Raw genomic sequence first — 26,380 nt, 5'->3', positions numbered from 1 at the left:
AGAACGGGTGTGGCATGGTTGATAGCGTGGTGATTCCGGCTGGCGAGCGTTCAGGTGCCACCGGCTCCGGCGGTCGTCGGGGTCGGGCGAGCACGAGTCAGTTCGGCGCGCTCGGCCTCCATCTCGCCGATCCCCGCGTCGAGGCATGTGTGCTGGGTCTGCTGGACGCGGTCGAGGTCGATCTGCGGGCCAGTGTGGCCAGCGCCGACCCGTTCGTCACCGAGGCCGCCCGGCACCTCGTCGAGGCCGGCGGGAAGCGGTTCCGGCCGCTGCTGGTGGCGCTGGGCGCCCAGTTCGGTGACCCGACCAGCCCGCAGGTGGTCCCTGCGGCCGTGGTGATGGAGCTCACCCACCTGGCCACCCTCTACCACGACGACGTGATGGACGAGGCCGCCGTGCGCCGGGGCGCGCCGAGCGCGAACTCCCGTTGGACCAACTCGGTCGCCATCCTGGTCGGCGACTACCTCTTCGCCCGCGCTGCGGACATCTCGGCCGAGCTGGGCCCCGAGGCGGTCCGGTTGCAGGCGCGCACCTTCGCCCGGCTGGTGCACGGCCAGATCGCGGAGACCGTGGGGCCGCGCGCCGACGATGACCCGGTCACGCACTACCTGCACGTGATCGCCGAGAAGACCGGCTCCCTGATCGCCACGTCGGCCCAGTTCGGCGGCATGTTCAGTGGAGCCTCCACCGAGCACATCGAGGCGCTGGCCGGGTACGGCGAGACCATCGGCGTCGCGTTCCAGCTCTCCGACGACCTGCTGGACATCGCCTCCGACTCGATGCAGTCGGGCAAGACACCCGGCACGGACCTGCGTGAGGGCGTTCCGACGCTGCCGGTGCTCTACGCGCGCGCTGCGGACGACTCCGACGCGTCCTCGGTGCGGCTGCGGGAGATCCTGGCCACCGGCCCGCTGACGGACGACGCGCTGCACGCCGAGGCGCTGGGGCTGCTCCGGGAGAGCCCGGCGCTCAAGCGGGCCCGGGAGACCGTGCGCAGCTACGCCGAGGACGCCCGGGGGCGCCTGGCCCCGCTTCCGAAGGGCCCGTCCCGCCAGGCCCTCGAATCGCTCTGCGACTACATCGCCGACCGCACCAGCTAATCCCCGCTCCGACCCGCCCCGGCGGCGGTGCGCGTCAACAGGCGGCTGCCGACGAGCATGAGGGCGGCGGCGAGCAGCATGGCCACCGCAGCCGTGGTCCACATCGTCGGGTAGCCGAGGTGGGCGGCGAGCGGGCCGAGGGTCAGTGGACCGAGGCAGCCGCCCGCGTACACCCCGGTCTGGGTGATCGACGTGGCGGCGGCCGGGGCCTGCGGGTGGAGCCGGACCACCGCGAAGTTCATCAGGCCGGGCCAGGCCCATCCGAGGCCGAAGCCGAGCACCACGCCAGCCACCAGCGGCACCGCCCCGGTCAGGGCGAGCAGGCCCAGCCCGGCCGCGCCGACCACCAGCATCGCGGCGATCAGTGCCACGTGGCCGCTGGCGCGTCGGTCGGCCAGCCAGCCGGCGCCGACCCTGGCCAGCACACAGACGGCGCTGCCCAGGGTCAGGGTTAGGCCGGCGAGACCCGGTGACAGGCCCCGGGCGGCCGCGGAGTCCACCAGGAAGGTGCCGAGCGCGTTCGCCGCGGCGGCAGCCAGCGCCGCCGCCGCACCGATCACCACCAGCGCCATCGTGGCCCGGCCCGCGCGCCCGGCGCCGGCCCGCCGGGCACGGCCGCGCTCCTGCCGGGGTACGGCGGGCAGCGTCGTCAGCGCCGCGCCGGCGGCGGCCACGAACGCCCAACGCCAGCCGGCGGTGAGCGCGACGGTGGGCACCGCTGCCCCGGCCAGCAGGGTGGAGACCGGGATGGCGGCCTGCTTGACACCGAACGACAGCCCCTGCCGGCGGGCCGGCACGTGCTGCGCCAGTGCGGCGTTGCTGGCCAACTGGCCGAGGGCGTTCGCGGCGGCGCTGAGCGCCAGCAGCCCAACCAGCACCGGATACGACCGGGCGAGCGCCGCCACGGCAAGCATCGACCCGGCGGCCAGGAGGATGCCGCAGCGGGCCACCACGGCCGGCCCGTAGCGCTCGACCAGGCGGCCGGAGGGCACCGAGGCCAGCGCGCTGATCCCGAAGTAGACGGCCACGGCCAGGCCCAGGCCAGCCGGGGAGAAGCCGAGGTCCGCGCCCATCTGCACGGCGAGGCCGCCGAGCAGGAAGACGGGCAGCACGCAGGCGATGGTGGTGGCGACGGCGCCGGCGCTGACCCGGATCGGGCGGGCCGGGGCGGTGCCCGGGGCGGAGGTGAGGGCGGTGTCGGTCATCGTCGACAAACCTACGTGAACCGTTCTCGGATCACTCCTGGTGACCGGCGGGGTACGACGTGTTGATGACGATCTGGCATCCTCGACCCGAACAGGCATTTCGCACCGGGCCTGTTTTTCATATGGTGTAAGTCCCTGGCGGCGGAGGTGGTTGTGCGCGACCCCTTGGCAGAACCTTCGGACCTGATCCGCAGCGTGTCCCGAGCGCTGCGGGTGCTGGAGTCGGTCGGTCGCGCCCCGAAGGGCCTGACCGTCAAGCAGATCGCCCGGCGGTGCGAGTTGACTGTGGCCACCACGTACCACCTGGTCCGCACCCTCGCCTACGAGGGCTACGTGATCCGTCGGGAGGACGGCACGTACATCGTGGGGCTGGAGGTGGCGGACCGCTACCGCGAACTGGTCACCGCGTTCCGTGGTCCGCCAGCCGTCGGTGAGACGCTGCGGCGGGCCGCAGCCGACACCGGCTACAGCCACTACCTGGGCCGCTTCGTCGGCGGCCAGGTGGCCCTCACAGCGGTCGCCGAGGGGCACCGCTCGCCCTACCTGGAAGACCTGGTCCCCGGCTTCGACGAGGGGGCACACGCCACCGCCCTCGGCAAGTCCCTGCTCGCCACCCTCACCACCGAACAACGCTTCCGCTACCTGCGGGAGTACGGCATGCGCCCGTTCACCACCGCCACCCTGACCAGCACCGAGACGTTCGAGGCCGACCTGGCCGCCGGCGACCGGCGCGGCATGCAGTTGGAGCTGGGGCAGTTCCGCCAGGGGGTGGCCTGCGCTGCGGTGCTGGTCTCGCCGGACAAGGACATGGAACGGCGGGTCGTGCTGGCCTGCGCGCTGCCGGCCGGCGAGATGATGACCTCCGCCCGGGTCGTCCGGGCCAAGCTGCTCACGGTCGCCCGGGCCGTCGCCGACGGCATCGCCGCCGACCACTGACCCCACGACGCCGAGAGGCCCTCTCCCGGGCTGGGAGAGGGCCTCTGGTGGCGGTCCAGCGCCGGACCGCCGGAGTAACGTCAGCTGCCCACCGGGCCGCCGTCGAGGCGCCAGGTGACCACCACGCCCGGCTTGGCGTAGTCGCCGTCCGGCCAGTTCGAGGCCGGGTTCTCCACCGATGCGCCGGTGATCTCACCCGGGTGCTGCACGGCGACGAAGACCGAGCGGTTGTCACCGGTGATGAACGGGCCGCAGGTCTCGGCGCCGAGCGGCACGGTCAGGAACTGCTTGAGGTGACCCCGCTCCGGGCCCTCCACGGCGGTGGCGAAGAGGCCGTCGTTGCTGCCCAGCGCGTTGCCGTCCGTGGAGATCCACAGGTTGCCGGTGGCGTCGAAGGCGACGTTGTCCGGGCAGGAGATCGGGGAGACCTTGGTCTTGTCGTACCCGGCGAAGAAGGTCGACGGGTCGGTCGGGTCGCCGCAGACGATCGGCAGCGACCAGGCGAAGGTCTCGGCAGCGTTGTCGCCGCGGTCCTCGACCAGCTCCAGGATCTGCCCGTGCTTGTTGGCGGTCCGCGGGTTGGCCTCGTCCGCCTTCGGGCTGCTGCCGACGCCCCGGTTGGTGTTGTTCGTCAGCGCCACGTACACCTTGCCGGTCAGCAGGCTCGGCTCGACGTCCTCCGGGCGGTCCATCTTGGTCGCGCCGACCTTGTCGCCAGCGAGCCGGGTGAAGGTGAGCACGTCCGCGGCGGTCATCCCGTCGACGTACGAGCGGTTGCCGCTGACCAGCTTGATCCAACGGCCCCGGCCGTTGAACGCGCCGTCACTGGGGAGCTTGCCCGAGCCGTCGATCTCGCCGGCGCTGGTCTGGTCCAGCTGCGCGACGTAGAGCGTGCCGGACTCCAGCAGGGTCAGGTTGTGCTTGCGGGCGGCCCAGGAGTTGCCCTTCAGGAACTTCTTGTCCGAGACGAACTTGTAGAGGTAGTCGAACCGCTCGTCGTCGCCCATGTACGCGACCACGTGCCCGTCCTTCGTGACGATCACGTTCGCGCCCTCGTGCTTGAACCGGCCCATCGCGGTGTGCTTACGCGGGCGGCTCTCCGGGTCGAACGGGTCGATCTCGACGATCCAGCCGAACCGGTGCGCCTCGTTCGGGTGCTTCGCCAGGTCGAAACGCTCGTCGGCGCGCTCCCACTTGCGGCTGCCGCTGGGGTAACGGGTTGCGGTGCTGATGCCGTACCGGTCCATCTTCGGCTTCAGCTCCGCCGGGACGCCGTCGGCACCGACGAAGTACTGGTTGAAGTTCTCCTCGCCGGAGAGCACCGTGCCCCACGGGGTCACGCCGCCGGCGCAGTTGTTCAGCGTGCCGACGACCGTACGGCCCTTCGGGTCGGCGGCGGTCTTCAGCCAGGCCGAGCCGGCGGCCGGGCCGGTCAGGTCGAACTTCGTGCCGAGCGCGGTGACCCGCCGGTTGTACGGCCGCCGGCCGTTCTCGACCGGCTTCCACTGCCCGGTGCCGCCGACCCGCTCCAGCTCCACCACGGACATGCCGTGCGCGGCCATCGCGGTGCGCAGCTGCTCCACCGAGAGTCCGTCCAGGCCGGGGAAGCCCGGGAACATCAGGTCCTCGTTGGTGTACTCGTGGTTGACCACGAGCAGCGCCCGGTTGCCCCGCTTGTCCAGCGGCAGCACGCCCACGAAGTCGTTGTTGTAGCCGAACTGCTTGGACTGCGCCGCGGCGGTCTGCTTGTGCACGTTGAACTCGGGCGCGCCCGGCACCACCGGGTCACCCCACTTGATCACCACGGCGTGGTCGTACCCGTTCGGTACGACCAGGGTGTCCAACTTGTTCGGCGGGATCGGCTTGAAGCTCAGCGCCCCGCTGCCGACGCCGGTGGTGGGACGTCCGAAGCCGAAGGACTCCGGGACGTCCGGGAGATCCGGGGTGGCGGGGGCCGCCATGGCCGGGGCGGCGCCGGCCAGCGCACCGGCCGCGGCACCACCGAAACCGAGCACCAGCGCACCGACCGCGCCGGCCCGGACCACGCCGCGCCGCGAGACCTCCGCGTTCACCACGTCTCCGAAGTACGCGTTGTCGGAGGTGTTCGGGACCGGGTGGTCGCAGGCGTTTCCACAGCGGTAGAGACAGGTCATGGCGTCGCGGGTGCCGTGGCGGTTGGCACCCAACAGCGGGAGCAGCCGGGGACGGTCGCTCATGGGAGAAGCCTCCTGGGAAGGTCAGTGGCACTGCTGGATCAGGCATCGGCAGGCGTACCTGCCGGACGCTAGGAGGACGCGGTGAGCGCTCGTCGGCCGCAATGTGAACCAGACGTGAACAAGTCGCCGGTGCCGGTCGACGCACAGCCGGTCTGACCTCGGGCTGAACCGATCGGCATGACCGCACGTATTCACGAGCGGACGCACCGCCGGACGCGCGCCGGAAGCGAGGAGACCGCCATCAGCGACCATGACGCCCAATTGCTGCGCGCGCTGCATGACGAGCACGCGGAGGCGCTGTACGCACACGCCCTGCGGCTGGTCAACGGGGACCGGCAGCGGGCCGAGGACCTGGTGCAGGAGACGCTGCTGCGGGCCTGGCGACACCCGGAGTCGCTCGACCCGCGACGCGGCTCGGTGCGGGCCTGGCTCTTCACCACGGCCCGCAACCTCGCCATCGACGCCTGGCGGCGACGATCGACCCGGGTCGGCGAGGTGTTCACCAACGAACTGCCCGAACCGCCGGAGGTGGTCGACGAGGCCGAACGCGCGGTGGAGGCGTGGACGGTCGCCGAGGCGCTGAACCGGCTCAGCCCGACCCATCGGGAGGTGCTGGTCGAGTGCTTCTACCAGGGACGGTCGGTGGCCGAGGCGGCGTCCCGGCTGGGCGTGCCACCGGGCACCGTGAAGTCGCGCACCCACTACGCGCTGCGCTCACTACGGTTGGTCCTGGCTGAGATGGGAGTGACGGGATGACCCGGTGCGAGTTCGCGCACGACGATGGCGCGTACGTGCTGGGTGCCCTCGCCCCCGCCGAGCGGGCGGCCTACGAGCGGCACCTCGCCGGCTGCGCCTCCTGCCGGGACGCCGTCGCCGAGATCGCTGTACTGCCCGGGCTGCTCGGCCGCCTCGACCCGGCGGGGTTGGAGCAGTTCCTGCCGCCACCGACCGCCGCCCGGGCGCCCGCGTTGCTGGAGGAGGCCCGCAACCGCCGTCGCCGTGAACGCTCCGCGACCCGTCGGCGGTATGCGCTGACCACCCTGGCCGCCGCCGCGCTGGCTCTGGTGGTCGGTGTCGGCACGGGCGCGGTGCTACCCCGCCCGGCCGGCCCGCCCGACACCCCCGGTGCCCAGGGCAGCACGCCCGCGCCGAAGGTGTCGATGGTCGCCATGCGACCGGTGGCCGCCGCCGGGCCGGTGCACGCCGAGATCGGGCTGACCGGCACCGACTGGGGCACCGAGGTGACCATGCACTGCGGGTACGACGCGCGGACCAGCTACGGCAAGGCGTACCCGTTCCGGCTGGTGGCGCACGGCCCGAACGGTGCCACCGAGCAGATCGGCTCCTGGCTCGCCGCGCCCGGGGACGACCTCCGGTTCACCGGAGCGACCCGCTTCACCGACGCGGAACTCGTCAGTGTGGAACTGCAACGCGCCGACGGCACCCCCCTGCTCACCTTCGCCGTCCCGTAACCGGCTCAGGGCTTAGGGAGGGGGAGGGGGTGCGGGTGGCGAGACGGGTGCGGTGCGACTGGCGGACGGCGTCGGCGGTGAAGACGATCAGGGCGAGCCAGACCAGCGCGAAGCCGGCGAGGCGGGCCGGCGGCATCGGCTCGTGGAAGATCAGCACGCCGCAGCCGAGCTGAAGGATCGGCGCCAGATACTGGATCATGCCGAGGTTGGTCAGCGGCAGGCGGTTGGCGGCCCCGGCGAAGAGCAGCAGCGGGATCGCGGTGGCCGCACCGGCCACCACCAGCAGCGCGGTGTGCCCGGCCGAGACGTGCCCGAAGGTCGACTCGGCGCGCCGGGTCAGCCAGGCCAGGTAGCCCAGCGCGGGCAGCGCCAGCACCGCCGACTCGACGAAGAGCCCCTCTGCGGCGGGCAGCCCGAGCCGCTTCTTGACCAGGCCGTACCCGGCGAAGCTGAAGGCCAGGGTCAGTGCCAGCCAGGGCAGCCGGCCGTAGTCCACGGTGAGCACCGCGACCGCCGACGCGCCGATGCCCAGTGCCACCCACTGCGCCGGGCGTAGCCGCTCGCCCAGCACCGTCACCCCGAGCAGCACCACCACCAGCGGGTTGATGAAGTAGCCGAGCGCCGTCTCCACCACCCGGTCGGAGTTGACCCCGTAGATGTAGGTGCCCCAGTTGACCGCGATCAGCGCGGCGGCGGCGACGATCCCGGCCAGTGCCCAGGGCCGGCGCAGCAGCGCCCGCAGGAAGCCGATGTTGCGCAGCGCGGCCAGCAGCAGGGCCACGAAGACGACCGACCAGACGATGCGGTGCGCCAGGATCTCCAGCGGGCCGGCCGGTCGCAGCAGCTTCAGGTAGAGCGGGAAGAAACCCCAGAGCAGGTACGCGCCGAGGCCGTAGAGGTATCCCAGGCGGAGTGGCGTCACGGCTCCACCGTAAGGGGTCAACTGCCGTCTTGTTCCTTTCCGGTGACCGGCGTCACCGCTGGCCGCCGATCGAGATGCATCCACCGCTCCGGGGTGTCCAACGGCGTGAAGCCCACTCGCGCGTACACCTCGTGCGCGTCGTTGGTGGCCAGCAGAATCCGGCGTACGCCGAGCTCGGCCAGGTGGTCGCGGACCGTGCCGGCCAGCCAGCCGCCCAACCCGTTGCCCCGGGCGGAGCGGTCCACGTACACGTCGCAGAGCCAGGCGAAGGTGGCGCCGTCGGTGACCGCCCGGGCCACCGCCACCCGGCGGCCGTCCCCAGGTCGGTAGACGCCGAACGGCAGCGAGCCGGCGAACGCCCGGGCGACTGTCTCCCGGTCCCGCCCCAGCGCCCAGTACGCGTCGGTGGACAGCCAGCGGTGCACCCGTTCCAGATCGAGTCGGGCGGGGTCGGTGCTGAGCAGGTGGCCGTCGGCGCGGGTCAGCGAGAACACGCCGGCGAGGCTAGCTGACCCGAGCGGTCCCCGCGCACGCCAATTCCCGATCCGTGGTCACCAGACCGCCCGGGGCTCCGGGTCGTGGCCGGGGCCCCGGGCGGCCCGGGTCGGTGCCGGGCGGTCGCCGGTCAGTCGCGGTCGAGGACCGCGCCGAGGATCCAGGTCACGATGCTCACGAAGAGGGCACCCAGCACGGCGGCCGGCCAGAAGCCGTCCACCGAGAACCCCAGCCCGGCCTGGTCGGCGATCCAGCTGGTGAGCAGGAACAGCAGGCCGTTGACCACCAGCGCGATGAGACCCAGGGTCAGCAGGTAGAAGCCACAGCCGACGGTCTTGATGATCGGCTGGAGCACCGCGTTGACCACGCCGAAGATCGCCGCCACCAGGACCAGCGTGGTGACCGTCTCGACGGCGGAGGTCGACTCCAGAATGATGCCTGGAATGAGCAGTGTGGCCAGCCAGAAGGCCAGCGCTGTGGTGGCCAGCCGAATCAGCAGCCCTTTCAGAAAACCCATGGCGGGGATCGTGCCACGGACCGGCCACCGGCGTAACCCGCCAGTTGACGATCCGTTCGGCTCAGCCGCGCGCCGGCCGCCCAATCAGCTGCGACTCGATCGGGGTGGGGGAGAGCAGCGCCCACCGCAGTGCTCGCCGGTTCACCACGGCCACCATGTCGTCCCGGATCCGGGTCAGCCACTCGGCCGAGCCGCCCAGCCCCAGCGCGGCACCGGCCAGGGCGGCCTCGGCGGCGTCCAGCGGTTGCAGCACCGCCAGGTCGGCCCGGCTGAGCGTGTCGACGTCCGCCGGGGTCAACTCGTCCCGAACCACCAGGGTGGCCCGCCACGGCGGGCCCGGCTCGGCCTCGGCCGGCACCGGTCCCGCGTCGACCACCAACAGCAACGGCCGCAGCGCGGTGCCCACGCCGTCGGCGACCGGGCGACCGGGTGGGATCAGCGGGATCGTCCCGCCGGGCGCGCCCACGCCCCGGACGAACGGCTCCCAGGCGCGCGGGCGCGCGGTCTGCACCACCACCAGGGCGCCCAGTGCCATCGCGCGCAGCGCCACCAGTTGAGCGGCGCGTACCCCGCCCACCAGCAGCACGCGGGTGCTCTCCGGTCGGAACAACCGCACGGTGACCGCACCGCCGTGCCGGTTGGTGCCGACCATCATCCCGGCCTCACCCAGGGTCAGCTCCCAGCCATCCACCGCCGGTCGTGGCTGCGCCCCGGTGGCGGCGAGCGCGAGCGGCAGCGTGCCGGCCAGCCCGTCGAGGTGCGCGCCGTCGAGCCGGCGGACCTGCCCGCCCAGGCCGGTCACCAGCCGGTTCAGCGCCTCGGCGGCCACGGTCAGTTCCGTCGCCGTCCCGGCGGCCAGGCGTACGGTCAGCTCGGTCGGCACCCCGGTGGCCGAAGGCGGGCCCGCGCAGAGCGACACGGTCGTCGCGGTCGCCGGCAGCGCGAGCAGTCGTGCCACCAGCCGCCGCGCACCCGCACTGTGGACGTCCGGCCAGTGGATCAGCCGGAAGGTGGCCTGGAGCAGTGCGCCGGACCGGAGCACCGGCCAGGACTCCCGCACCGGATGGCCGTCGTGGTGGGCCAGCTCGCCCAGGACGCGGAGCGCTGCGGGTACGCCGAGCGGCCGTGCGGTCAGCGGCCCGAGCCGGCGGACGAGCCGGCGCAGCGTGCCGGCGAGCACCCTGCGCAGATCCTCCTCCGACCAGCCGTCGACCCGTAGCACCCGGACCGCCAGTACGGCCCGCTCCCGCCCGGCGAGCCGCCCGTCGGTGAGCTGTCGGTACGACGTGCCGACCGTGCCGCCCGCCGCCGGAACGGGTGCCGGTGTCCCGGCGAGCAGCAGTTGGATCCGCAGCGGCGGTACCTCCGGCCCGGGCGGGGGCAGCAGCGCGGCCGGTGCCGGGATCGCCCGGGACGCGTCGCCGAGCAGGTCACCGGGGTCGCCGAGCTCGAGGAGCGCCACCAGGCCGGTGGTGTCCTCCAGCACCGCGGCCGGTCCGCCGGGCAGCTCCGTCGAACGGACCACGGCACCCGGGGCAACCAGGTCGAGCAACTCGGTCGGGCCGGCCGGCCCGACCAGCGCCCGGCGACGGGTCAGGTGCCCGACGGCGGTGCCCAGCCACTCGAAGAGCCAACGGCCCCGGACCCGGACCCAGGCGGTCGCCACCAGTAGCACCGCTGCCAGCAGGGCCGCGAGGGTGGCCAGGACGCCCCGGCCCAGGGCGGCGAGGACGAGCGCCACCGCGACCTGCCCGGTGACCAGTTGGCCGGCGCGCACCCCGGCCCCCGCGCGTCGGCCGAGCGACGCCCACCGGGTGCGCGGCGGCGGTCGGTGAGGTGCGTCCTGGACGGGAAGACCCGGGCCGGTGTCGGTGAGCCCGGTCGGCCCGGGCGTCGGCGGGACAATGCCTGGCCTGGGCCCGGCGGGGATCGCCGGCTGCGGTCCTCCGGTGGTGATCGCCGGCACCACACCTCCTCGACAGTGGACCGTGCCGGGCGGCCGGCCGCTCCGACGGTCCGTCACGCGCCGCGACGTGGCTGCGGCACATCGTAATCGACCGATGGCTCTCGCGGTTGTCCACAGGGGAGATGCGGGGGGGTAGCAGAACCGCTACCGGGCCGCTACCGTCAGCCACGAAGTTCATCGCTGACCCGCGTCCACCATGCTCGACGACCGGGCCACGCGAGCGGCGCGTCCCCAGGGGGGCGCGTCGACGGCCAGTCACGATCGAGGAGATGAGGTGACGTCCGGGTGTCCCAAACCCAGGCAGAAGCCGCGGTCATGCAGCAGACCGCCGCAAAGTTCGAGCAGGTGGACCAGTCGTTGCAGTCCATGCTGACCGGCCTGCTGGCCGAGCTGGAGGTGTTGCAGCAGGCCTGGCGCGGCGCCGGCGGGCGGTCGTTCGAGCAGGTCAAGCAGCAGTGGTCGCAGGACCAGGCGGCGCTGCACCGGGCGTTGCGGGAGACCGCCGGTGCGATCCGCACCGCCGGCCGGCAGTACGACGTCTCGGACGACGAGGCGGCCAGCCGGGTGGCCGGCACCAACCGCGGCGGCATCCAGCTGCCGCTCTGATCCCGCTCGGGAGGGAGATTCGATGGACCACGGTGTGCTGGTCGTCAACTTCGCCGCGCTTCAGCAGGCCGGCGCGGACATCCAGAAGGCACTGAACACGCTCGACTCGCAGCTCGGCCAGCTTGAACGGGACGCCGCCCCGCTGGTGGCGAGCTGGACGGGCGAGGCCCGGCAGGCGTATGAGCAGCGCCAGGCGCGGTGGCGCTCCGCCTCACAGGACCTCCAGGCGATGCTGCGCGACATCAGGCTGGCGGTGGGCGACTCCGCCGCCGACTATCTGGACACCGAGAAGAAGAACACCGGGCTGTTCCAGTGATTCCGGTGGGCCGGGAGCGCTGACCATGTCCGGGTCGGCGCCCCGGCCACGCCTGGTCGCGGAGCGGGGCGGCGGGCTGGCGGGTTCAGGTCGGGTCGGCCGGGCGCCACCGCCGGCGCGCACCTCGGGGCAGCACCAGGGCGAGCAGCACCACGGCAACCGCCGTCGTGCCGATCACGGCACCGACCAGCAGCGCCCGGTCCCGGGCAGTCGCCCGGCGAGCCTGGCGAGCGACCAGCGCCGGGTCGACCCGGTCGTCGGCGAGCGCCGCGACTGCCCGAGGGCCGGCCGGCCGGGCACCGCCGGTCTCGGTGACCGCCCGGTAGGGGTTCAGCACACCAGCGCCGTACCCGCCGCCATGACCCGCGCCGGGTGCCGGATCGGCGGTGGCGACGATCCGCTCCGCCACCTGGGCGGCGGTCAACTCGGGCCGGTACTGGCGCAGCAGCGCCGCGGTGGCAGCCACGAACGGCGCCGCGTAGCTGGTCCCCTCGACCTGGTGGTGGCCCTGACCGGGCGCGGCGGCCAGCACCTCGCTGCCGGGTGCGACCAGGTCGACGTACGGACCGGCCTGCGAGAAGGTCGCCCGGCCACCGCCCGCCCCGATCGCTCCCACCCCGAGCACCCCGTCGTACGCGGCGGGGAACGGGCGCGGGTCCCCGTTGTCGTGCAGGTTGCCGGCGGCGGCCACCAGCACCACGTTCCGGTCGACCGCGTACCGCACGGCGGAGTGGACCTCCGGGTCGTCGGCGTACAGCACCACGGAGAGGTTCAGCACGTCGGCGTCGTGGTCGACGGCCCAGCGAATGGCTCGGGCAAACTCGCTGGCGCTGACCGTGCGCCCCGACTCCCGTCCCTGCACCACCTGCTGCTCACTCACCCGCACCGGCAGGATCCGGGCACCCGGTGCCAGGCCGTGGAAGGCGACGTCCGGTTGGGGTGCCGCCGCGATGATGCTCGCCACACCGGTGCCGTGCCCGGCGCAGTCCCGGCCGCCGTCCCCGCCGGGGTCGAGCAGGTCGGTACCGGCCAGCACCTGCCCGGCCAGTTGGGGATGCACCCGGTCGACCCCGGAGTCGACCACCGCCACCGTCACCCCGGCTCCGGTGGCCAGCGGCGCGAGCCGCGCTGGGTCGTACCGCTGCTGCGGCCAGGGCAGCGCCGTGACCGGCCGGACGGGGGCGAGTGGGGTCGCGCAGGCCGGTGCCACCCGGAGCGCGACGTCGGCGGCGACGGCCGGGGCGGCCGTGCCGGTCAGCAGTGTGGCCGTCAGACCTGCAAGGACCGGGCGCGCAATCGACCGGGACATCGACGGCCTCCGTATCGTGTCGGCTCCGGAACGGGATGTTATCGCCTCATCGACGCGCAGGCGGACCGCCGCCGGCCAGCAATTGTGATCTTGGTACCACCTTGTAGGTTGTACGCGATACCTGTGGCCCGTTCTCGGAAGGAGAGGTGGCCGTGACCGAATGGGAGCCGGCCACGGAGGCCGAGGTGGCGATGCGGGACGCGCTGCGCGCCAACGACCAGGAGCTCTACTTCCGGCTCCTGTCCCGCACCGATCTGTTGTTGCCGGTCGCCGCCCCTGCGCTGCCCGGTCAGGCACCATCCGGCTGGGGCACCTGGACCACCGGCGGCCGGACCCACGTGCTGGCCTTCACCTCCGCCGCCGCGCTGCGGGCCTGCCTCGGCGATCACCCCGGCAGCAACCGACGCGTCCCGTTCACGGATCTCGCGGTCGGCTGGCCCAACCAGGAGTGGTGGCTCGCGGTCAACCCGGGGTTGCCCGTCGAGGGGTACCTACCGCCCTGGTTCGTCGCCCAGCTCTCCCGGGGCGACGTCCGGCTGCCCGGCCGCGCCATGGGCGCCCGCGCCCGCCTGGAGCGGGCCGAGACCCTGTCCCGGTCCCGGACCGGTGGGTCCGGTCGGGACGGCACGAACGCCACGGGTGCGCCGCCCGACACCGGGTCGACGTCGTCCGGGTTTGACCCGGCGGCGACCCCGTCCGGGCTGCCCTCGCCAGCGCGGGGCGCGGTGCCCCGGGTGGGCGGCCCGGTCGCACCGGGCACGTCGTCCCGGACGCCCGGCCCAGGTGAGCTGACGCGCCGATCTGGCGGGGAAGACATGCCCGCCGCTGGTCAGCGGTACCCGACCGGCCCGCCCCGTCCCGGCAGGCCGGGCGACGCAATACCCGGCGTGTCCCGGCCGGCCGCGTCCCGGTTCACGCCGCTGTCGCCTGCCGACCGCCCCAATGTCGCCCCCACTGAGCAAACCGGTGCCGGCGCGGGCTGGCCGCCGCCGAAGCGGCCAGGTGCGGACGTCAACGGCCCGGCCGCCGGCAACGGTCCAGCCCTCAGCAACGGCCCAGCCGCTGGCAACAGCAGCGCCGAGAGCGGCCGACGCTCCTTCTTCGAACCGGCGTCCGGCCGGGGCCGGACCACCGGCCCGGCCTCGGGCGAGGGCCGGTCCGGCGACCGCGCGGTTCCGCCGTCCCGGTTCGGGCCGGGCAGCCAGCCCTTCCCGCGCCGCCGCCCCGCGGACGGGCCGGGCGGCGAGAACGCGACCCGGGCCTTCCCGATGCCGGATCCGGACGCCACCCGGCCGCTGCGGCCCCCGGCCGTCGACCCTGGCGCGTCCCGGGGGGTACGAGCGACGGCACCCGACGACGAACCCACCCAGCCCCTGCCACCCCGTCGGTCCGGTCCGCTGGCCGAGGAGCCCACCCGTGCCTTCCGGGTGCCCGGTCGACCCACCGGCGAGGTGCCGCTGACCCGACTCGGGCGAACCGATCCCTCGGCGGACGAGACCCAGGCGATTCCGCGCCGCCGAACGGGCGATTCGGGCCGGTTCGAGCCGGGGGAGGAGCTGCCGGCGTCCATCGCGGAACCGGTCTCCGGCCCGCCCGCGCCGCGCCGCGGCTTCACGCCCATCGTCATCGAGGGCACCATCATCGAGTCCCGTGACCTCCCCGACCCGGCCGAGGCCGAGGGCCCGGCCGACGCCGCCTGGCGGTCCGGCCCGCAGTCCGCCGCCGCGCCCTCGTCCAGTCCGGGTCAGTTCGGTCCGGCGGCGTCCGTCCCGGAGCCCACAGCCCCGCCGTCCACCGGACTGGGCCAGTTCGGTCCGGAGCCCACAGCCCCGCCCACTTCCGGCCCGGACCAGTTCGGTCCGGCGTCGTCCGGTCCGGGATCCTCTGGGTTGGGCCTGTTCGGCCCAGCGGAGGCCGGTGTGGGCGGCGGCCCGGCGGACGGTGGCTGGGGTGGCGTGCGCGTTGACGACCGCGTCGGCGGGCAGGACGGCGGAGATCGCGCCGACCTCGCCGGACCACCGGTCGGCGTGGACGGCGCGGATCGGGTCGCCGACGATGTCGGCGGGCAGACGCCGCGACCTCGGACGGGCAGCGGGGCGGAGCCGGCGCGGCCCGATGCCGACGACAGTGCAGAGCGCACGGTCCCGGACGGCGACGAGCAGCACGGGCGGGCGCCGGTCGAGTTCCTGCCCGCCAACACGGTCGAGGAGGACCTGCTCGGCGCGGCCGGTGCCGGCAGCACGGACACGTTCCTGTCCACGCTGCTGCTGGCCCGGGTCCTGCTGCCGGCCGCCCCGGATTCGGTGCGGGGCAGCCGCCCCGGCGACCCGGGTTTCGTCTGGCGCACCGAGCAGTTGGACGGTGAGACGTACGTGGTGGTCTACACCTCCCCGGAGCGCCTCGCCGACCACGCCGAGGGCGACGTCGACACGGTCCGGGTGAAGTTCGCCCAACTGATCCGGCGCTGGCCGGACGAGGACTGGTCGTTCGCCGTCAACCCGGGCACTCCGGTCGGGGCCAAGCTGCCCGGCGAGCAGATCGTCGCGTTGGCCAACTGGGCCGCGGAGGTGGGGCTGGGCGACGACCTGGAGGTGGACGCGGCGGAGACGCCGGTCGTGGCGGAGCCCGCCGTCCGCCCCCGGTACGCCCCGGCGGCGGTCGACCCGGCCCGACCAACCGTGATGCAGAAGGCGATCGCGCCCAGCCAGCTCGCGTACTACCTGGAGCGGGGGTACGACCGGGTCTCCGGTTTCGTGCACCGGGCCGGCGAGTTGGCCCACCTGACCACGCCGGCTCAGTTGCACGACGCGCTCGGCCTCAGCTACCCGGATTCGCCGTTCGCTCGGGACGCCGAGGAGATCTACGTGCTGCGCTGGCCGGCGCACCGGCCGAGCCTCTACCGGATCCCCTACGGCGGTCAGAACGAGCCGGCGATGCGGGCCATGGAGGGCTGGGTCATCGAACGCCCGCCGTTCCGGGGCAACGGCTTCGCCCCGGGCGAGAGCAGCGACGTGGTGGCGGAGTTCAAGGTGGACAGCGCTCGGCTGCCACATGGTGCGCAGCTCTGGCGGATCGGCGTGGACGGCACCGAGCGGGTGGTTGCGGTGCTCGACACGGACGCGGTCGTGTGGCGACAGGTCGGTGAGGCGTGATGCGGGACGGCTACGTGGCCCGTTGGCAGGGCCGGGAGTACCAGGCCAGCCCGGACGGCGATGACATCCGGCTGTACCAACCAGAGCCTGCTGAGGGCTTCGAGGAGGTCCGCGCCGGCCGGTACGTGCGGGTGCTGCCGGCGAGCGAGGTCGAGGACCTGGCGTACGTGCGGACCACCTGCACCTGGCAGGGGCAGCCGTTCATCGTGCTCGGCGAGCACGACGCCTGGCTGCGGGTGGAGTACACCGGTGGTCGCTGGCCGGTGGCCCAGGCCATGCGGCTGGAGGTGTTCGACTTCGGCGTCTACCAGGGCTGGGCGCCGGCCGCCGAGGTCACCGACCTGCGGGAGCAGCGGGTCTGACCGTTCAGGACTTGGCCCACCGCAGGATCTCGCCGAGCACCAGCTCCGGTGCCTCCAGGTGCGGGAAGTGCCCCACCCCGTCGAGCAGCCGCCACTCGTATGGGGCGACGACGTACCGGCCGGAGCCCAGTGCGGTACGCGGCAGGGAGGCGACGTCCAGCGCGCCGTGCAGTTGGAGGGTCGGGGTGACCAGCGGCTTCTGCATCAGCCGGACGAACCGGTAGCCGTGCAGCCGCAGCACCGAGCGGAACGCCCAGCGGTACCCCTCCAGCGCACAGAACGCGGCCTGCGGGATGCGCATCGCCTCCCGGCTCCGCTCGGCGTACGCCTCGAAGTCCGGCCCGGCCACCCAGCGTGGCCCGCCCCAGCGGCGCAGGATCTCCGCCACGGGCGCGGCGCCGTCCCGGGTCAGCACGTGCTCGTAGCGGGGAAGCTGGAACTTCAGCGCCGGGGTGGAGGCGGCGAACTGCCCGCGCGGGTCGGCGAAGATGGCGGCGCGCAGCCGCAGCGGGTGCGGGGCACCCAGCACCACCAGCCGGCGGACCAGGGACGGGTGGAACGAGGCCACCGTCCACGCGACCATGCCGCCGACACCGCTGCCGACCAGCGTCGCCGACCGTTCGCCGAGCGCGCGGATCAACCCGGCGATGTCGGCGGCGAGCGTGTAGCCGTCGTACCCCCGGGGTGGTTTGTCGCTGGCCCCGTAGCCGCGCAGGTCGACGGCGACCGCGCGGAAGCCGGCGTCGGCGACCGCCGGCAGCATGTCGTGCCACGCCCACCAGTGCTCGGGGAAGCCGTGCAGGAAGAGCACCATGGGTCCGGTGCCGGCCTCGACCACGTGGAACTGGGTGCCGTTGGCTCCGACGAAGCGGTGGGTCCACGGCCCCTCGGTGAGGACGCAGGACTCGTCGACGGCTCCGCCGCGCTGGTCGGTCATGGCAGACAGCCTAGGGCCACGTCGAGAACCGCCCGTTTTCGCCGACCGGTGTGGCGCCGGACGGCGGTCAGCCGACCGGGCTGATGGTCACGATGGTGGCCGGGATGCCCGGGCCGCAGTCGGCGGCCGGGTCGGCCGGTCCGACGGTCACCCGGACGGTCGTTCCGACGGCGAAGGTGCCCTTGCCGATGCCGTGCAACGCGTACTGCCGGCCGTCGTCGGTGACCAGGCCGTAGCAGGGGCCGTCACCGCCCCGGGTGATCCGGCCGGCGAGCACGTTGGCCTTGCGCGCGTCGGTCGGGTTGCGCGGCGGTCCGGTCGGCGGGCCCACGGTGGGCAGCGGGGTCTGCGAGCGCGACGGTCGGCCGGCGGGGGATGACGGCGTCGGGTCGCTGGGACCGGTCGGTGCCGCGGCGGAGGGTGGTGCGTTGTTCGAGGGGGTGCCGGACGGGCTCTGCTCGGCGGACACGGCGTCTCCTCCGTTGCGGGCACCGGCGCAGCCGGTGAGCGCCAGCAGCGTGGCCAGGCCGGCGCCGGTCAGGGTGGTGCGGGTTCGGGGGTGCACGGGTGTTCGGACGCGCTGGGCCCCGCCGGGGTTCCCGGAACGGGCGATGCCCGGGCAGGTGACCTGCCCGGGCATCGCTGTGGTGCGGGTGTCGCGTAAAACGAGGATCAGGAGATGCGAATCTTGGTGTTGATCCCGTTCTGCTCCAGCACCTTGATCTTGGTGCCGGTGGCCGGGAGCTTGACACCGTGGTTCGGCAGCTCCGCGTACCAGTACTTCTGGGTGTCGTCGAACAGCGGCTGCGCAGCCTGGCCGCGGATGTACTGCGGCTGGCTGTTGAGGTGCAGCGTGAACGAGTCTGCCTTCTTCAGACTGAACGGCGCGTCGTAGACCTGCACGCGGGACCGCCAGGCGGCACCGGTCAGGTTGTAGATCGGCCGCGGGTGCGCGTCGATGATCATGTTCCGACCCTCACCCGGGTGCGCGAACGTGTCGTTGTCCGCGAACCGCAGGTTCCAGTAGGAGATCAGCAGACCCTCCTGGTACGCGTAGTGGTCCACCCAGTCCGGCCGGGTGTTCGCGTAGCCGAAGAAGTACGGGCCGGTCTTCAGGTACTTGTCGTACGAGGTGTACGACCGGGTGCCCGCGATGTAGTAGTTGTCGAACTCGCGGGTGTAGGTGGCCGCGACGACCTCGAAGCCACCGGCGAGGGCCCAGCCGGCCGCGCCGGTCTCGGCGCCGTCGGAGAGCACGGTCTGGCCGTCCGCGGTCACGGTGATGGCGTCACCGTAGAAGCCGCCGTCGGACACGCCGCCGTCGGTCTGGTAGCGCAGCCGGAACTGCACGGCCTTGCCCGCCGCCACGTTCATCGGGATGTTGATGTCGACCCACTGGTTGTTGCTGCTGCCGTCCAGTGCGAACCGACCGGGGGAGATCTCCTTCAGCGGCTGGCCGTTGACCGTGCCGGGCAACGTGACCCAGTTCTGACCGCCGTCGAGGGAGGCCTCGAAGAACAGGTAGTCGAAGTCCGCCTCGATGCTGTAGCGGCCCTTCATCGACAACGAGGCCGACGACTTCCCGGTGAAGTCCAGGGTCCGGGTCATCGTGCTGTTCAGGTCGTCCTGATTGCCGGTGAAGAACTGCTTGCTCCCCTCGAACGGCGCGCCGTTGTCGAAGGTGTACTCACGATCCGGCAGGACGACCACGACGCCCTGAGCCTCCGGCGAGTTGTACTCCTGCGGGCCGAGCGTCAGCGTGCGCTGCTGCCCCGCCACGACCACCTCGTAGTCGAGCCAGCCGAGCTGGAGCTTGTTCCACGCGCCGAGGTCGCCGCCGCGCTCGCCGATGCCGCCGTCGTTCTTGGCACCGAGCCGGCTCTGAGCCATCAAGGTCCAGTGCTCGTTGTTGTTGTCGCCACCGTTTTGCACGTTGTAGTCGTCCGGCAGGCCGAGGTCGTGGCCGTACTCGTGGTAGAAGACGCTACGGCCGCCGTTCTCCGGCTGGATCGTGTAGTCGCCGATCCAGACGCCGGTGTTGCCGATCTGGGTGCCGCCGGCCGGGAAGTTGACCGGACCGGTGTTGCCCTGGTCGGAGGCGAAGGCGTACCAACGGTGGCTCCAGATGGCGTCCTCACCCTGGTGCGGGTCACCGTCGGCCTCGTCACCGCCGGAGTGGACGATCTGGAAGTGGTCGATGTAGCCGTCCGACTCGTTGAAGTTGCCGTCGGAGTCGAAGTCGTACCGGTCCCACTCGTCCATCGACTTGACGTCGGCGGCGATCTGGGCGTCGGTCCGGCCGGCCGCCTTCTGGTCGGCGACCCACTGGTTGGCGGCGTCCCGGACCAGGGCCCAGGTGTTGGTGCAGACGTTCGAGGCGCACGGGAAGCCGCCAGAACGACCGTAGCGGGCCTCGTTGTACTTCACCTTGACCCAGTCGGTGACCTCACCCTCGACGCTGTAGCGACCCGAGGACTGGGCCTCGTAGTACTGCTTCAGCGACTCGTCACCGGGGTTGGTGCCGAAGTACAGCTGCCGGTAGTGGTCGGCGTTGAAGTCCGGCTGCCAGACGGTGGAGTTGTCCACCGCCCGGTTGGGAGCCGGGATCTCGTTGTGCAGCGGCCCGTCGAACCGGGTCGGACCAGCGGTGTCCGGATCAGTGTCCTGGTCCGGGTAGCTCGGGTGCCGATCGTTGCCGAACTCGGCGAGGATCACGAAGATCTTGTCGGTCTGCTCGCGGGAGAGCTCGACGTACTGATCCTCCGTCTGGACCGCTCCCGCCTTGGCCGCGCGGGCGGTGACCCCGTCGGCCTGGGTCTTGCCGACCTTGACGACCGTGCTGCCGTTGATTTTTTCCGCCTTGGACTCGCCGGACAGGACCTCGCTGAGGCCCTCCTGGCGCAGCGCGCGCCGCTTGTCCTCCAGCGGGTTCGGCAGGTCGTGGTCCGCATGGGCGGGCTCGGCGACCGACGGAGCGGCCGTCGGCAACTTCGGCTGCGGCGCGGCACTGGCGGACGGTCCGAACGCCAGCCCCGTCGCTGTCAGCGAAAGCCCGAGCAGACCCACTGCGACTTTGCGCACGTGGTACCTCCGGTGTGAGGGAACCCGGCCCAACGGGGGTACGGGGCCGGTGATAGATCGATCCCACTAGTGGGACCAATGGTGAACATAGACACTGCCGGGACGGGTGGGAAGATGCGCGCGTCGATTTGTTGCAAGATTTTGTTGGGAATGCCTTTCACCGTCACACCCCGGCGCTTCATCTGCGGCGCTGACCAGGATGGATCGGTCGGCAGCGTTGCGCAGTGAGACATTTCGATCAATATGATCGGGCATACGACAGTGGGGCCGACGGCGTATCCGCCACCGGCCCCACTGAGAACTGAGTGATCAGTTCCTGATCCGCACGACCATCTCATCGGTCGGCTTCGTGCCCTGCTTGACGATCTCGATCTGGGTGCCGCTGCCCGCCACCTTCACCGAGTTCTGCTCGTTGCTCGGCGTCCAGTAGCGGTTGACCACGCGGTCGTCGAAGACCGGGTTGGCCTTCAGCTTCGGCAGCTGGACCGCCACGCCGTTGAGGTGGAAGGTCTGCGCGGGCTTGGCGTACCGGCTGAAGGTGCTGTCGAACCCGTTACGCCGGTTGGTGAGGGTGCCCTGACCGTTGACGGTGATCGCGCCCGGACGGACGTCCACCGGGAGGTTCAGGCCATAGCCCGGGTGCTCCGAGGTGTTGTTGTCACCGTAGGCGTAGTTCACGTACCAGACCAGCATGCCGGGCTGGTTCGCGAACCGTTCCACCCAGTTCGGCCGGGTGTTGGTGAAGCCGTAGTTGTACCCACCGGTCCGCAGGGTGTCGTCGTAGCCGACGTAGCTGCGGTTCTCCGCGATGTAGAAGCGGGGGTACGTGTCGGTCACCGAGCCGGTCATCCGGGTGAAGCCCTTGGCGGTCCACTCGGCGGCGAGGGTCTCCGCGTCGTCGGTCCAGGCGGTGGTGCCGCCCTTGACCAGCGAGACGTTGTCCAGGAACGCGCCGGCGAGGTGCACGCCGCCGTCGCTCTGGTAGCGGTACCGGAACTGCACGGTCTGCCCGGCGTACGCCGACAGGTCGTAGCTCAGATCCACCCAGTTGCCACTGGTGGAGCCGTCCACCCCGGTCTCGCCGGCGTCAACCAGCGAGTTGGTCAGCGGCTTCCAGCTGGCGCCGCCGTCGGAGGACACCTCGGCGTAGAGGTAGTCGTAGTCCTCCTCGATGTCGTACCACGCCTTCGCGGTGATCGACGCGGAGGTCGTCCCGCTCAGGTCCAGCTGACGGGTCAGCGTGGTGTTCAGGTCGTCCGCGCTGCCGCCCCACCACTCGTTCGACCCGCCGTACGGCGTGTTGTAGCTGGTGGTCTGCGTCTGCGCCGGAAGGTTCACGACCACGGCCTGCGCCTTCGGCCCGTCGCTGTCGCCGGCGGGGCCGAGGGTCACCTGGGTGGTGCCCTTGCCGTACTCGACCGTGGAGTGGTTGAGCCAGCCGAGGAAGAGCTTCGACCACGGGTCCATGTAGCCCGGGGTCGAGCCGACGTCATCCGTGCCGTGGCTCAGCCACGAGCCGGAGGACATCAGGCTCCAGAAGCCGACGCCGTTGTCGCCGCCCACGGTGTCGTAGAGGTCCGGCAGGCCCAGGTCGTGGCCGTACTCGTGGGCGAATACGCCCAGGCCGCCGTTCTCCGGCTCCGTGGTGTAGTCACGGATCCACATGCCGGTGTCACCGATCTGCAGGCCACCGGCCTTGTTGCCCGCCGGGCCGGCGCTGCCGGCCAGGTTGGGGAACGCCGCCCAGCGGTGTGACCAGATGGCGTCCTCGCCCTCGGCACCGCCGCCGGCCTCCTCGCCCTCACCCGCGTGCACCGCCTGGAAGTGGTCGATGTACCCGTCGGGCTCGTTGAAGTCACCGTCGCCGTCGAAGTCGTACCGGTCCCAGATGTCGAACTGGCTCAGGTACTGCTTGATCTGCTCCGGGGTCTTGCCCGCCTGGACCTGCGACTCGTACCAGGACGTGGCGCTGTCCTTGACGAAGTTCCAGTAACCGTCGCTCTCCGGGATGGCGTTGCTGCCGTACCGCGCCTCGTTGAACGGCACGGTCACCCAGTCGGTGACGTCACCGCTGACGGTGTAGCGACCGCCGGACTGCTTCAGGTAGAAGTCCCGCATCGACTCGCCGTCGCCGTAGAACATCTCCTGGTAGTGCTCCCGGTGGAAGTCGGGGCGCCAGAGGGTGCTGTTGTCGTCGGTGGCGCTGCCGTCCCAGTTGCGGTCCGGCTCCGGGATCTGGTTGACCACCGGGCCGGGGACACCGCCGGTGCGAGGGTCGGTCTGGGTACCGAAGTTGACCAGCATCGTGAAGATCGGGTCCGTCTTCGGGGGCTGCTGGTACTCGACGAACAGGTCATCCTTCACCTGGATGACCTTCGAGCCGTTGCGCGTCTGGAGCTTGGCCTTGCCGGCGAGCAGATCGGCGATCGCCTGCTTCCGGACCTCCCGCTGCTGATCAGCGACCGGATCGGGGAGGTTGTCCCTGCCATGCCTCGCCTTGTCGGATCCCGGGGTCGGGCCTGCCGCCGGGGCGCCGGAGGCCGGCGTCGCGACGACTCCCGCCGCCAGCAGCGCGGCCGCGGCCGTGGCCAGACCGGCTGTGACTCGTCTCCTCAAAGGTCTCCTCCTTTGTGGACCTGTTACATGACAGGCGTAACCGAAGCCATGACTGTCATGAGATGCGTCACCCACCTTTACAGAGGGCCCGGTCGGTTGTCACGGGTCAATCGGTCGAAAGGCTGGGGTTTTGGAAGGCTTTTGCCCCGACAAATCGGGACCAGATAGCCGTAGCCCGGGGCAACTATTTACATCACGGTTCGGCCAAGATCATCAATTTTGGCCGGGATTATGAGGTCCCCGGGACCTTGAGCGCTCGAGCCTGCGGAACTGTCACGCGGTGGGACGGGTGACCCTGAATACACGACGGCCCGCCCGGAGCGGAGTGCTCCGGGCGGGCCGCCGATCGAACCTCGTGCGGGCGAACCCGCTGATGTCAGTTCCGTGCCGGGGTTACGTAGATCGTGGCCGACGAGTTGTCCCCCGCGGTCCGCTTGATCGTCAGGGAGACGCCGAAGTTGACGCCCTGGTCACCGGGGTTGCCGGTGCCCAGCACGATCGCCCCGCCGCCCAGGGTCACGCCGTAGAACTCCGGCGCCGGGCTGCCGTCCGGGTGGGTGACCCGGGTGGTGTACGGCGCGTTGTTCCGCGACGGGAGCACCACCGAGGCGTCGTTGTCCCGCGCGTACGCGGCGCCGTCCCGCATCTCGATGCCCGGGTACCAGGTCTTGGCATCGGTGAAGGTCTTCACGCCCGGCTGGGACTTGAACTTGGTGCAGTACGCGCTGTACGGCTCGCCCGCCGCCTCCAGGCACTCCGTGAAGGAGTACGTCGGCTTCAGCGAGAACGCCGCGTTCGCCGACTGCGGACGGCTGGGCAGGTTGTCCGTCACCGACGGGTCCTTCACGGCCGCCTCACCAGTACGTCGGTACGGGTCGAAGTGCGAGTCGACGATGAGCAACCCGCCCTTCGCGCCGTAGCTGGGCAGCGCGGTCATCTGCCCGGTGACGTGGTTGACGTCGCCGAGCGCGGTGTCCCGGTACCAGACCAGCATGCCCGGCGCGTTGTACGAGATCCGGTCGACCTTCCACGCGTCATGCGAGTAGATCGTGTCGTAGGCGTACTTCAGGCCCTTGTCGAAGCCGTCGAAGTTGCGCCACTCGGCCAGATAGTAGTGCGCGTGATTCTCGGTGCCACTGCTGACCTTCCAGCCCGCGCCCGTGGTGTCGACCCAGGTGCCGCCGGTGGCCGTCCAGCCGTTGTCGCCGCCCTCGACGTCGTCGCTCCACGTGGTGGCGCCGCCGCCGGTGACCGAGAAGTCGTCGACGAACCAATTGCGCTCCTCGAACGCCTCGTCGGTGGCCAGACGCAGCCGCAGCTGGATCGTCGTGCCGGCGTACGCCGACAGGTCGACGTAGTCGTGGCGCCAGCCGTCGGTGCTGCCGGTCAGCCCGTACTTCTTGCCGCCGAAGTCGTTCATTCGGCCGTTCGGGTCCGGGTAACCGTCGGGCGTGGTGACCGCCGTGCCGGCCTCGTCGTACACCTTCGCCTCGGTCCAGGACGTGCCGCCGTTCGTCGAGATCTCGACGAAGCCGTAGTCCCAGTCCTGCTCGATGATGTAGTTGTTCCACATCCAGAACTTCGCGTCCGCCGCCGCCGGCACGTCGACCGAGCGGCCCAGCTTGACGTCGGCCCACTCCTGGTCGTTGTTGCTGTGCCACATCTTGGTGCCACTGTGCGGCGTGGCCAGCGTGGTCACCTTGTCCGGCAGGTCGATCTTGATGCCGTCCTCGGTGCGGACCGGGGTACGCGAGGTCTGCCCGAGTTCCACGTTGCGCCCACTGGAGCCGGGGGTCACGGTGAGCGGGTCGGCCCAGCCGAGCACCCACTTGTCCCAGATACCCATGTGCGTCGGCAGCGCCTGGAAGATCTCACCCGAGTGCGATCCGGAGGCCATCAGGTCCCAGAAGTCCACGTCGGAGTCGGCGTTGCCGGAGGTGTCGTAGAGGTCCGGCAGGCCGAGGTCGTGACCGAACTCGTGCGCGAAGACGCCGACACCGGCGTCCTCCGGCTGCACGATGTAGTTCGACACCTGGAGGTTGGTGCCCGGGATGCGGTAGCCACCGGCAACCGACGAGGAGTGCGCCCAGACGGCGTACACACCCTCGGCGCCGCCGCCGCGGGACTTGCCCTGACCGGCGTGCACGAGCACCAGGTGGTCGATCACGCCGTCCGGCTCGAAGACGTTGCCGTCACCGTCCCGGTCGGCCTGGTCCTCGATGTCGTAGTCGGCCCAGGGGAAGTTGGGGTCCTTCGCGGCGAGCGAGTCGATCGCGTCGGTGGCCAGCCGGCCCGCGCCGGCCGGGTTGTCCGGGTGGCCGTTCATCGACTGCTCACGGCCGGGGACCCAGTTGCCGTTCGCGTCCTGGAAGCAGCGGTTGGCGGCGTACCAGCCCTCCGAGTGCGGCACGGTGATCCACGGGCTGGCCTGCCCCGCGACCGTGTACGCGTTCTTGGACATCTCCAGGTACATGTTGTGCATGGTGCGGCCGGAGATGTCGATGCCCTGCTTGCCGTCCGGGCCCGTCAGGTCCTTGCGGACCCGCTCGGTGATGCCCTTCTTGCTGTAGAGCATCTTGTCGTAGTGGGCCGGCGAGAAGTCCGGCACCCACATCGAGTTGTTGTCCTCGTGCGGCAGGGTCGCCGGGTTCACGATGTTGTTGTGCTTCGGGCCGTTCTGGACGGTACCGGGGACACAGGTCCGGTCCTCGAACACCGTCTTCGGGACCATCACACCGGTGAAGTCGTCGTTCGCCTGGTCGTTGAACTCCACCAGCAGCGTCAGCAGCTTCGCCGTCTGGGTGGTCGGCGCCTGCTTGATCTTCCGGGGGTTCTTGCCGGTCTTGATCGACTTGGCCTCGATCTTCGCCAGCTGCTGGGCCGTCACCGGGTTGCCCCGAGCGTGCTTTTGGTCGAACGCCCGCGCGGCGTCGACGGCGGGGGTGTAGACGCCACCCTTGCCCTTGACCTCGCGGCCGGCGGTGTCCGGCTGAACTTCGGGCTCGGCGTAGTTGATGTAGTACTCATCGGCGCCGATCACCGCCCTGGGGGTGGCGGACGACGACTGGGCCGCCGCGCTGCCGGTCACGGTCAGTGACGTGGCCGCGAGGGCGATGGCGGGCAGCGCGACGAGTAGTCGTCGTCGCGCCCCGGACTGCGGTTTGTGGTTCAT

Annotated in this window: 20 protein-coding genes; 8 read left to right on the top strand and 12 right to left on the bottom strand. The window is 71.7% G+C overall.

Going from position 1 to position 26,380, the window contains the following annotated elements; all coding sequences use genetic code 11:
• Positions 1-14 precede the first annotated feature (14 nt).
• Positions 15-1,100, top strand: a complete 1,086-nt coding sequence (locus ACFY29_RS13265; RefSeq protein WP_386985714.1) for a polyprenyl synthetase family protein — start codon at positions 15-17, stop codon at positions 1,098-1,100.
• On the opposite strand, the gene ACFY29_RS13260 is transcribed toward ACFY29_RS13265, so the two are convergent.
• The gene (locus tag ACFY29_RS13260; RefSeq protein ID WP_386985712.1) at positions 1,097-2,305 is read right to left on the bottom strand and encodes an MFS transporter; all 1,209 of its coding nucleotides are present in this window, start codon (positions 2,303-2,305) and stop codon (positions 1,097-1,099) included. The two genes, ACFY29_RS13265 and ACFY29_RS13260, sit on opposite strands and share 4 nt — an antisense overlap.
• Positions 2,306-2,458: 153 nt before the next feature.
• Here ACFY29_RS13260 and ACFY29_RS13255 point away from each other — a divergent pair, with 153 nt between their 5' ends.
• Positions 2,459-3,241, top strand: a complete 783-nt coding sequence (locus tag ACFY29_RS13255) for an IclR family transcriptional regulator C-terminal domain-containing protein (protein WP_328422648.1) — start codon at positions 2,459-2,461, stop codon at positions 3,239-3,241.
• 80 nt (positions 3,242-3,321) lie between these two features.
• Here the strand turns inward: ACFY29_RS13255 and ACFY29_RS13250 are convergent, their stop codons facing one another.
• Positions 3,322-5,457, bottom strand: a complete 2,136-nt coding sequence (locus ACFY29_RS13250; RefSeq protein ID WP_386985710.1) for a PhoX family protein — start codon at positions 5,455-5,457, stop codon at positions 3,322-3,324.
• Between the two features lie 177 nt (positions 5,458-5,634).
• On the opposite strand from ACFY29_RS13250, the gene ACFY29_RS13245 reads away from it, so the two are divergent.
• Together ACFY29_RS13245 and ACFY29_RS13240 are read left to right on the top strand one after the other, a co-directional pair.
• Positions 5,635-6,213, top strand: a complete 579-nt coding sequence (locus ACFY29_RS13245) for a sigma-70 family RNA polymerase sigma factor (RefSeq protein ID WP_328422651.1) — start codon at positions 5,635-5,637, stop codon at positions 6,211-6,213.
• The gene (locus tag ACFY29_RS13240; protein WP_386985708.1) at positions 6,210-6,929 is read left to right on the top strand and encodes an anti-sigma factor family protein; all 720 of its coding nucleotides are present in this window, start codon (positions 6,210-6,212) and stop codon (positions 6,927-6,929) included. Before ACFY29_RS13245 ends, ACFY29_RS13240 begins: the two co-directional genes overlap by 4 nt.
• Here ACFY29_RS13240 and rarD read toward each other — a convergent pair.
• The 4 genes from rarD to eccE form a co-directional block, all read right to left on the bottom strand.
• Positions 6,910-7,851 carry an EamA family transporter RarD gene (gene rarD / locus ACFY29_RS13235; RefSeq protein ID WP_386985706.1) on the bottom strand — a complete coding sequence of 314 codons (942 nt, stop codon included), beginning with the start codon at positions 7,849-7,851 and terminating at the stop codon, positions 6,910-6,912. The genes ACFY29_RS13240 and rarD overlap by 20 nt on opposite strands.
• Positions 7,852-7,868: 17 nt before the next feature.
• On the bottom strand, positions 7,869-8,345 hold the full coding sequence (locus ACFY29_RS13230) for a GNAT family N-acetyltransferase (protein WP_386985704.1): 477 nt from the start codon (positions 8,343-8,345) through the stop codon (positions 7,869-7,871).
• 131 nt (positions 8,346-8,476) lie between these two features.
• Complete coding sequence (locus ACFY29_RS13225) at positions 8,477-8,863, bottom strand: phage holin family protein (RefSeq protein WP_328422659.1); 387 nt, start codon at positions 8,861-8,863, stop codon at positions 8,477-8,479.
• Between the two features lie 61 nt (positions 8,864-8,924).
• Positions 8,925-10,829 (bottom strand): type VII secretion protein EccE, encoded by a 1,905-nt coding sequence (gene eccE / locus ACFY29_RS13220; protein ID WP_386985702.1) that lies wholly within the window; start codon positions 10,827-10,829, stop codon positions 8,925-8,927.
• A 285-nt stretch (positions 10,830-11,114) separates the two neighbouring features.
• Between eccE and ACFY29_RS13215 the strand changes: the two genes are divergently transcribed.
• Entirely contained in the window at positions 11,115-11,435 is a 321-nt protein-coding gene (locus tag ACFY29_RS13215; RefSeq protein ID WP_088986744.1) for a WXG100 family type VII secretion target, read from the top strand.
• 22 nt (positions 11,436-11,457) lie between these two features.
• Positions 11,458-11,751 (top strand): WXG100 family type VII secretion target, encoded by a 294-nt coding sequence (locus tag ACFY29_RS13210; protein WP_386985700.1) that lies wholly within the window; start codon positions 11,458-11,460, stop codon positions 11,749-11,751.
• A gap of 85 nt (positions 11,752-11,836) precedes the next feature.
• On the opposite strand, the gene mycP is transcribed toward ACFY29_RS13210, so the two are convergent.
• A complete protein-coding gene (gene mycP, locus ACFY29_RS13205) occupies positions 11,837-13,060 on the bottom strand; it encodes a type VII secretion-associated serine protease mycosin (protein WP_386985699.1) in 1,224 nt (407 codons plus the stop codon).
• 152 nt (positions 13,061-13,212) lie between these two features.
• On the opposite strand from mycP, the gene ACFY29_RS13200 reads away from it, so the two are divergent.
• The gene (locus ACFY29_RS13200) at positions 13,213-16,212 is read left to right on the top strand and encodes an SseB family protein (protein ID WP_386985697.1); all 3,000 of its coding nucleotides are present in this window, start codon (positions 13,213-13,215) and stop codon (positions 16,210-16,212) included.
• Positions 16,209-16,574 (top strand): hypothetical protein, encoded by a 366-nt coding sequence (locus ACFY29_RS13195; RefSeq protein WP_328422671.1) that lies wholly within the window; start codon positions 16,209-16,211, stop codon positions 16,572-16,574. Before ACFY29_RS13200 ends, ACFY29_RS13195 begins: the two co-directional genes overlap by 4 nt.
• A 4-nt stretch (positions 16,575-16,578) precedes the next feature.
• On the opposite strand, the gene ACFY29_RS13190 is transcribed toward ACFY29_RS13195, so the two are convergent.
• The 5 genes from ACFY29_RS13190 to ACFY29_RS13170 all read right to left on the bottom strand — a co-directional run bounded on the left by ACFY29_RS13190 (position 16,579) and on the right by ACFY29_RS13170 (position 26,380).
• Complete coding sequence (locus tag ACFY29_RS13190; RefSeq protein WP_386985695.1) at positions 16,579-17,511, bottom strand: alpha/beta fold hydrolase; 933 nt, start codon at positions 17,509-17,511, stop codon at positions 16,579-16,581.
• A gap of 67 nt (positions 17,512-17,578) precedes the next feature.
• On the bottom strand, positions 17,579-18,076 hold the full coding sequence (locus ACFY29_RS13185) for a hypothetical protein (RefSeq protein WP_386985693.1): 498 nt from the start codon (positions 18,074-18,076) through the stop codon (positions 17,579-17,581).
• Positions 18,077-18,183: 107 nt separating this feature from the next.
• A complete protein-coding gene (locus ACFY29_RS13180; protein ID WP_386986725.1) occupies positions 18,184-20,577 on the bottom strand; it encodes an immune inhibitor A domain-containing protein in 2,394 nt (797 codons plus the stop codon).
• A 324-nt stretch (positions 20,578-20,901) separates the two neighbouring features.
• On the bottom strand, positions 20,902-23,208 hold the full coding sequence (locus ACFY29_RS13175) for an immune inhibitor A domain-containing protein (protein ID WP_386985691.1): 2,307 nt from the start codon (positions 23,206-23,208) through the stop codon (positions 20,902-20,904).
• 376 nt (positions 23,209-23,584) lie between these two features.
• The gene (locus tag ACFY29_RS13170; RefSeq protein WP_386985689.1) at positions 23,585-26,380 is read right to left on the bottom strand and encodes an immune inhibitor A domain-containing protein; all 2,796 of its coding nucleotides are present in this window, start codon (positions 26,378-26,380) and stop codon (positions 23,585-23,587) included.

The sequence above is a fragment of the Micromonospora sp. NPDC000668 genome, assembly GCF_042897975.1.
Classification (GTDB): Bacteria; Actinomycetota; Actinomycetes; order Mycobacteriales; family Micromonosporaceae; genus Micromonospora.
This window is presented reverse-complemented; position numbering and strand designations above follow the sequence as displayed.

Excerpts from the sequence above, each read along its gene's own strand:
- ACFY29_RS13265 (WP_386985714.1), top strand. The coding sequence starts at position 15 with ATGGTTGATAGCGTGGTGATTCCGGCTGGCGAGCGTTCAGGTGCCACC.
- ACFY29_RS13260 (WP_386985712.1), bottom strand. The coding sequence starts at position 2,305 with ATGACCGACACCGCCCTCACCTCCGCCCCGGGCACCGCCCCGGCCCGC.
- ACFY29_RS13250 (WP_386985710.1), bottom strand. The coding sequence starts at position 5,457 with ATGAGCGACCGTCCCCGGCTGCTCCCGCTGTTGGGTGCCAACCGCCAC.
- ACFY29_RS13245 (WP_328422651.1), top strand. The coding sequence starts at position 5,635 with ATGACCGCACGTATTCACGAGCGGACGCACCGCCGGACGCGCGCCGGA.
- ACFY29_RS13240 (WP_386985708.1), top strand. The coding sequence starts at position 6,210 with ATGACCCGGTGCGAGTTCGCGCACGACGATGGCGCGTACGTGCTGGGT.
- ACFY29_RS13225 (WP_328422659.1), bottom strand. The coding sequence starts at position 8,863 with ATGGGTTTTCTGAAAGGGCTGCTGATTCGGCTGGCCACCACAGCGCTG.
- ACFY29_RS13210 (WP_386985700.1), top strand. The coding sequence starts at position 11,458 with ATGGACCACGGTGTGCTGGTCGTCAACTTCGCCGCGCTTCAGCAGGCC.
- mycP (WP_386985699.1), bottom strand. The coding sequence starts at position 13,060 with ATGTCCCGGTCGATTGCGCGCCCGGTCCTTGCAGGTCTGACGGCCACA.
- ACFY29_RS13190 (WP_386985695.1), bottom strand. The coding sequence starts at position 17,511 with ATGACCGACCAGCGCGGCGGAGCCGTCGACGAGTCCTGCGTCCTCACC.
- ACFY29_RS13170 (WP_386985689.1), bottom strand. The coding sequence starts at position 26,380 with ATGAACCACAAACCGCAGTCCGGGGCGCGACGACGACTACTCGTCGCG.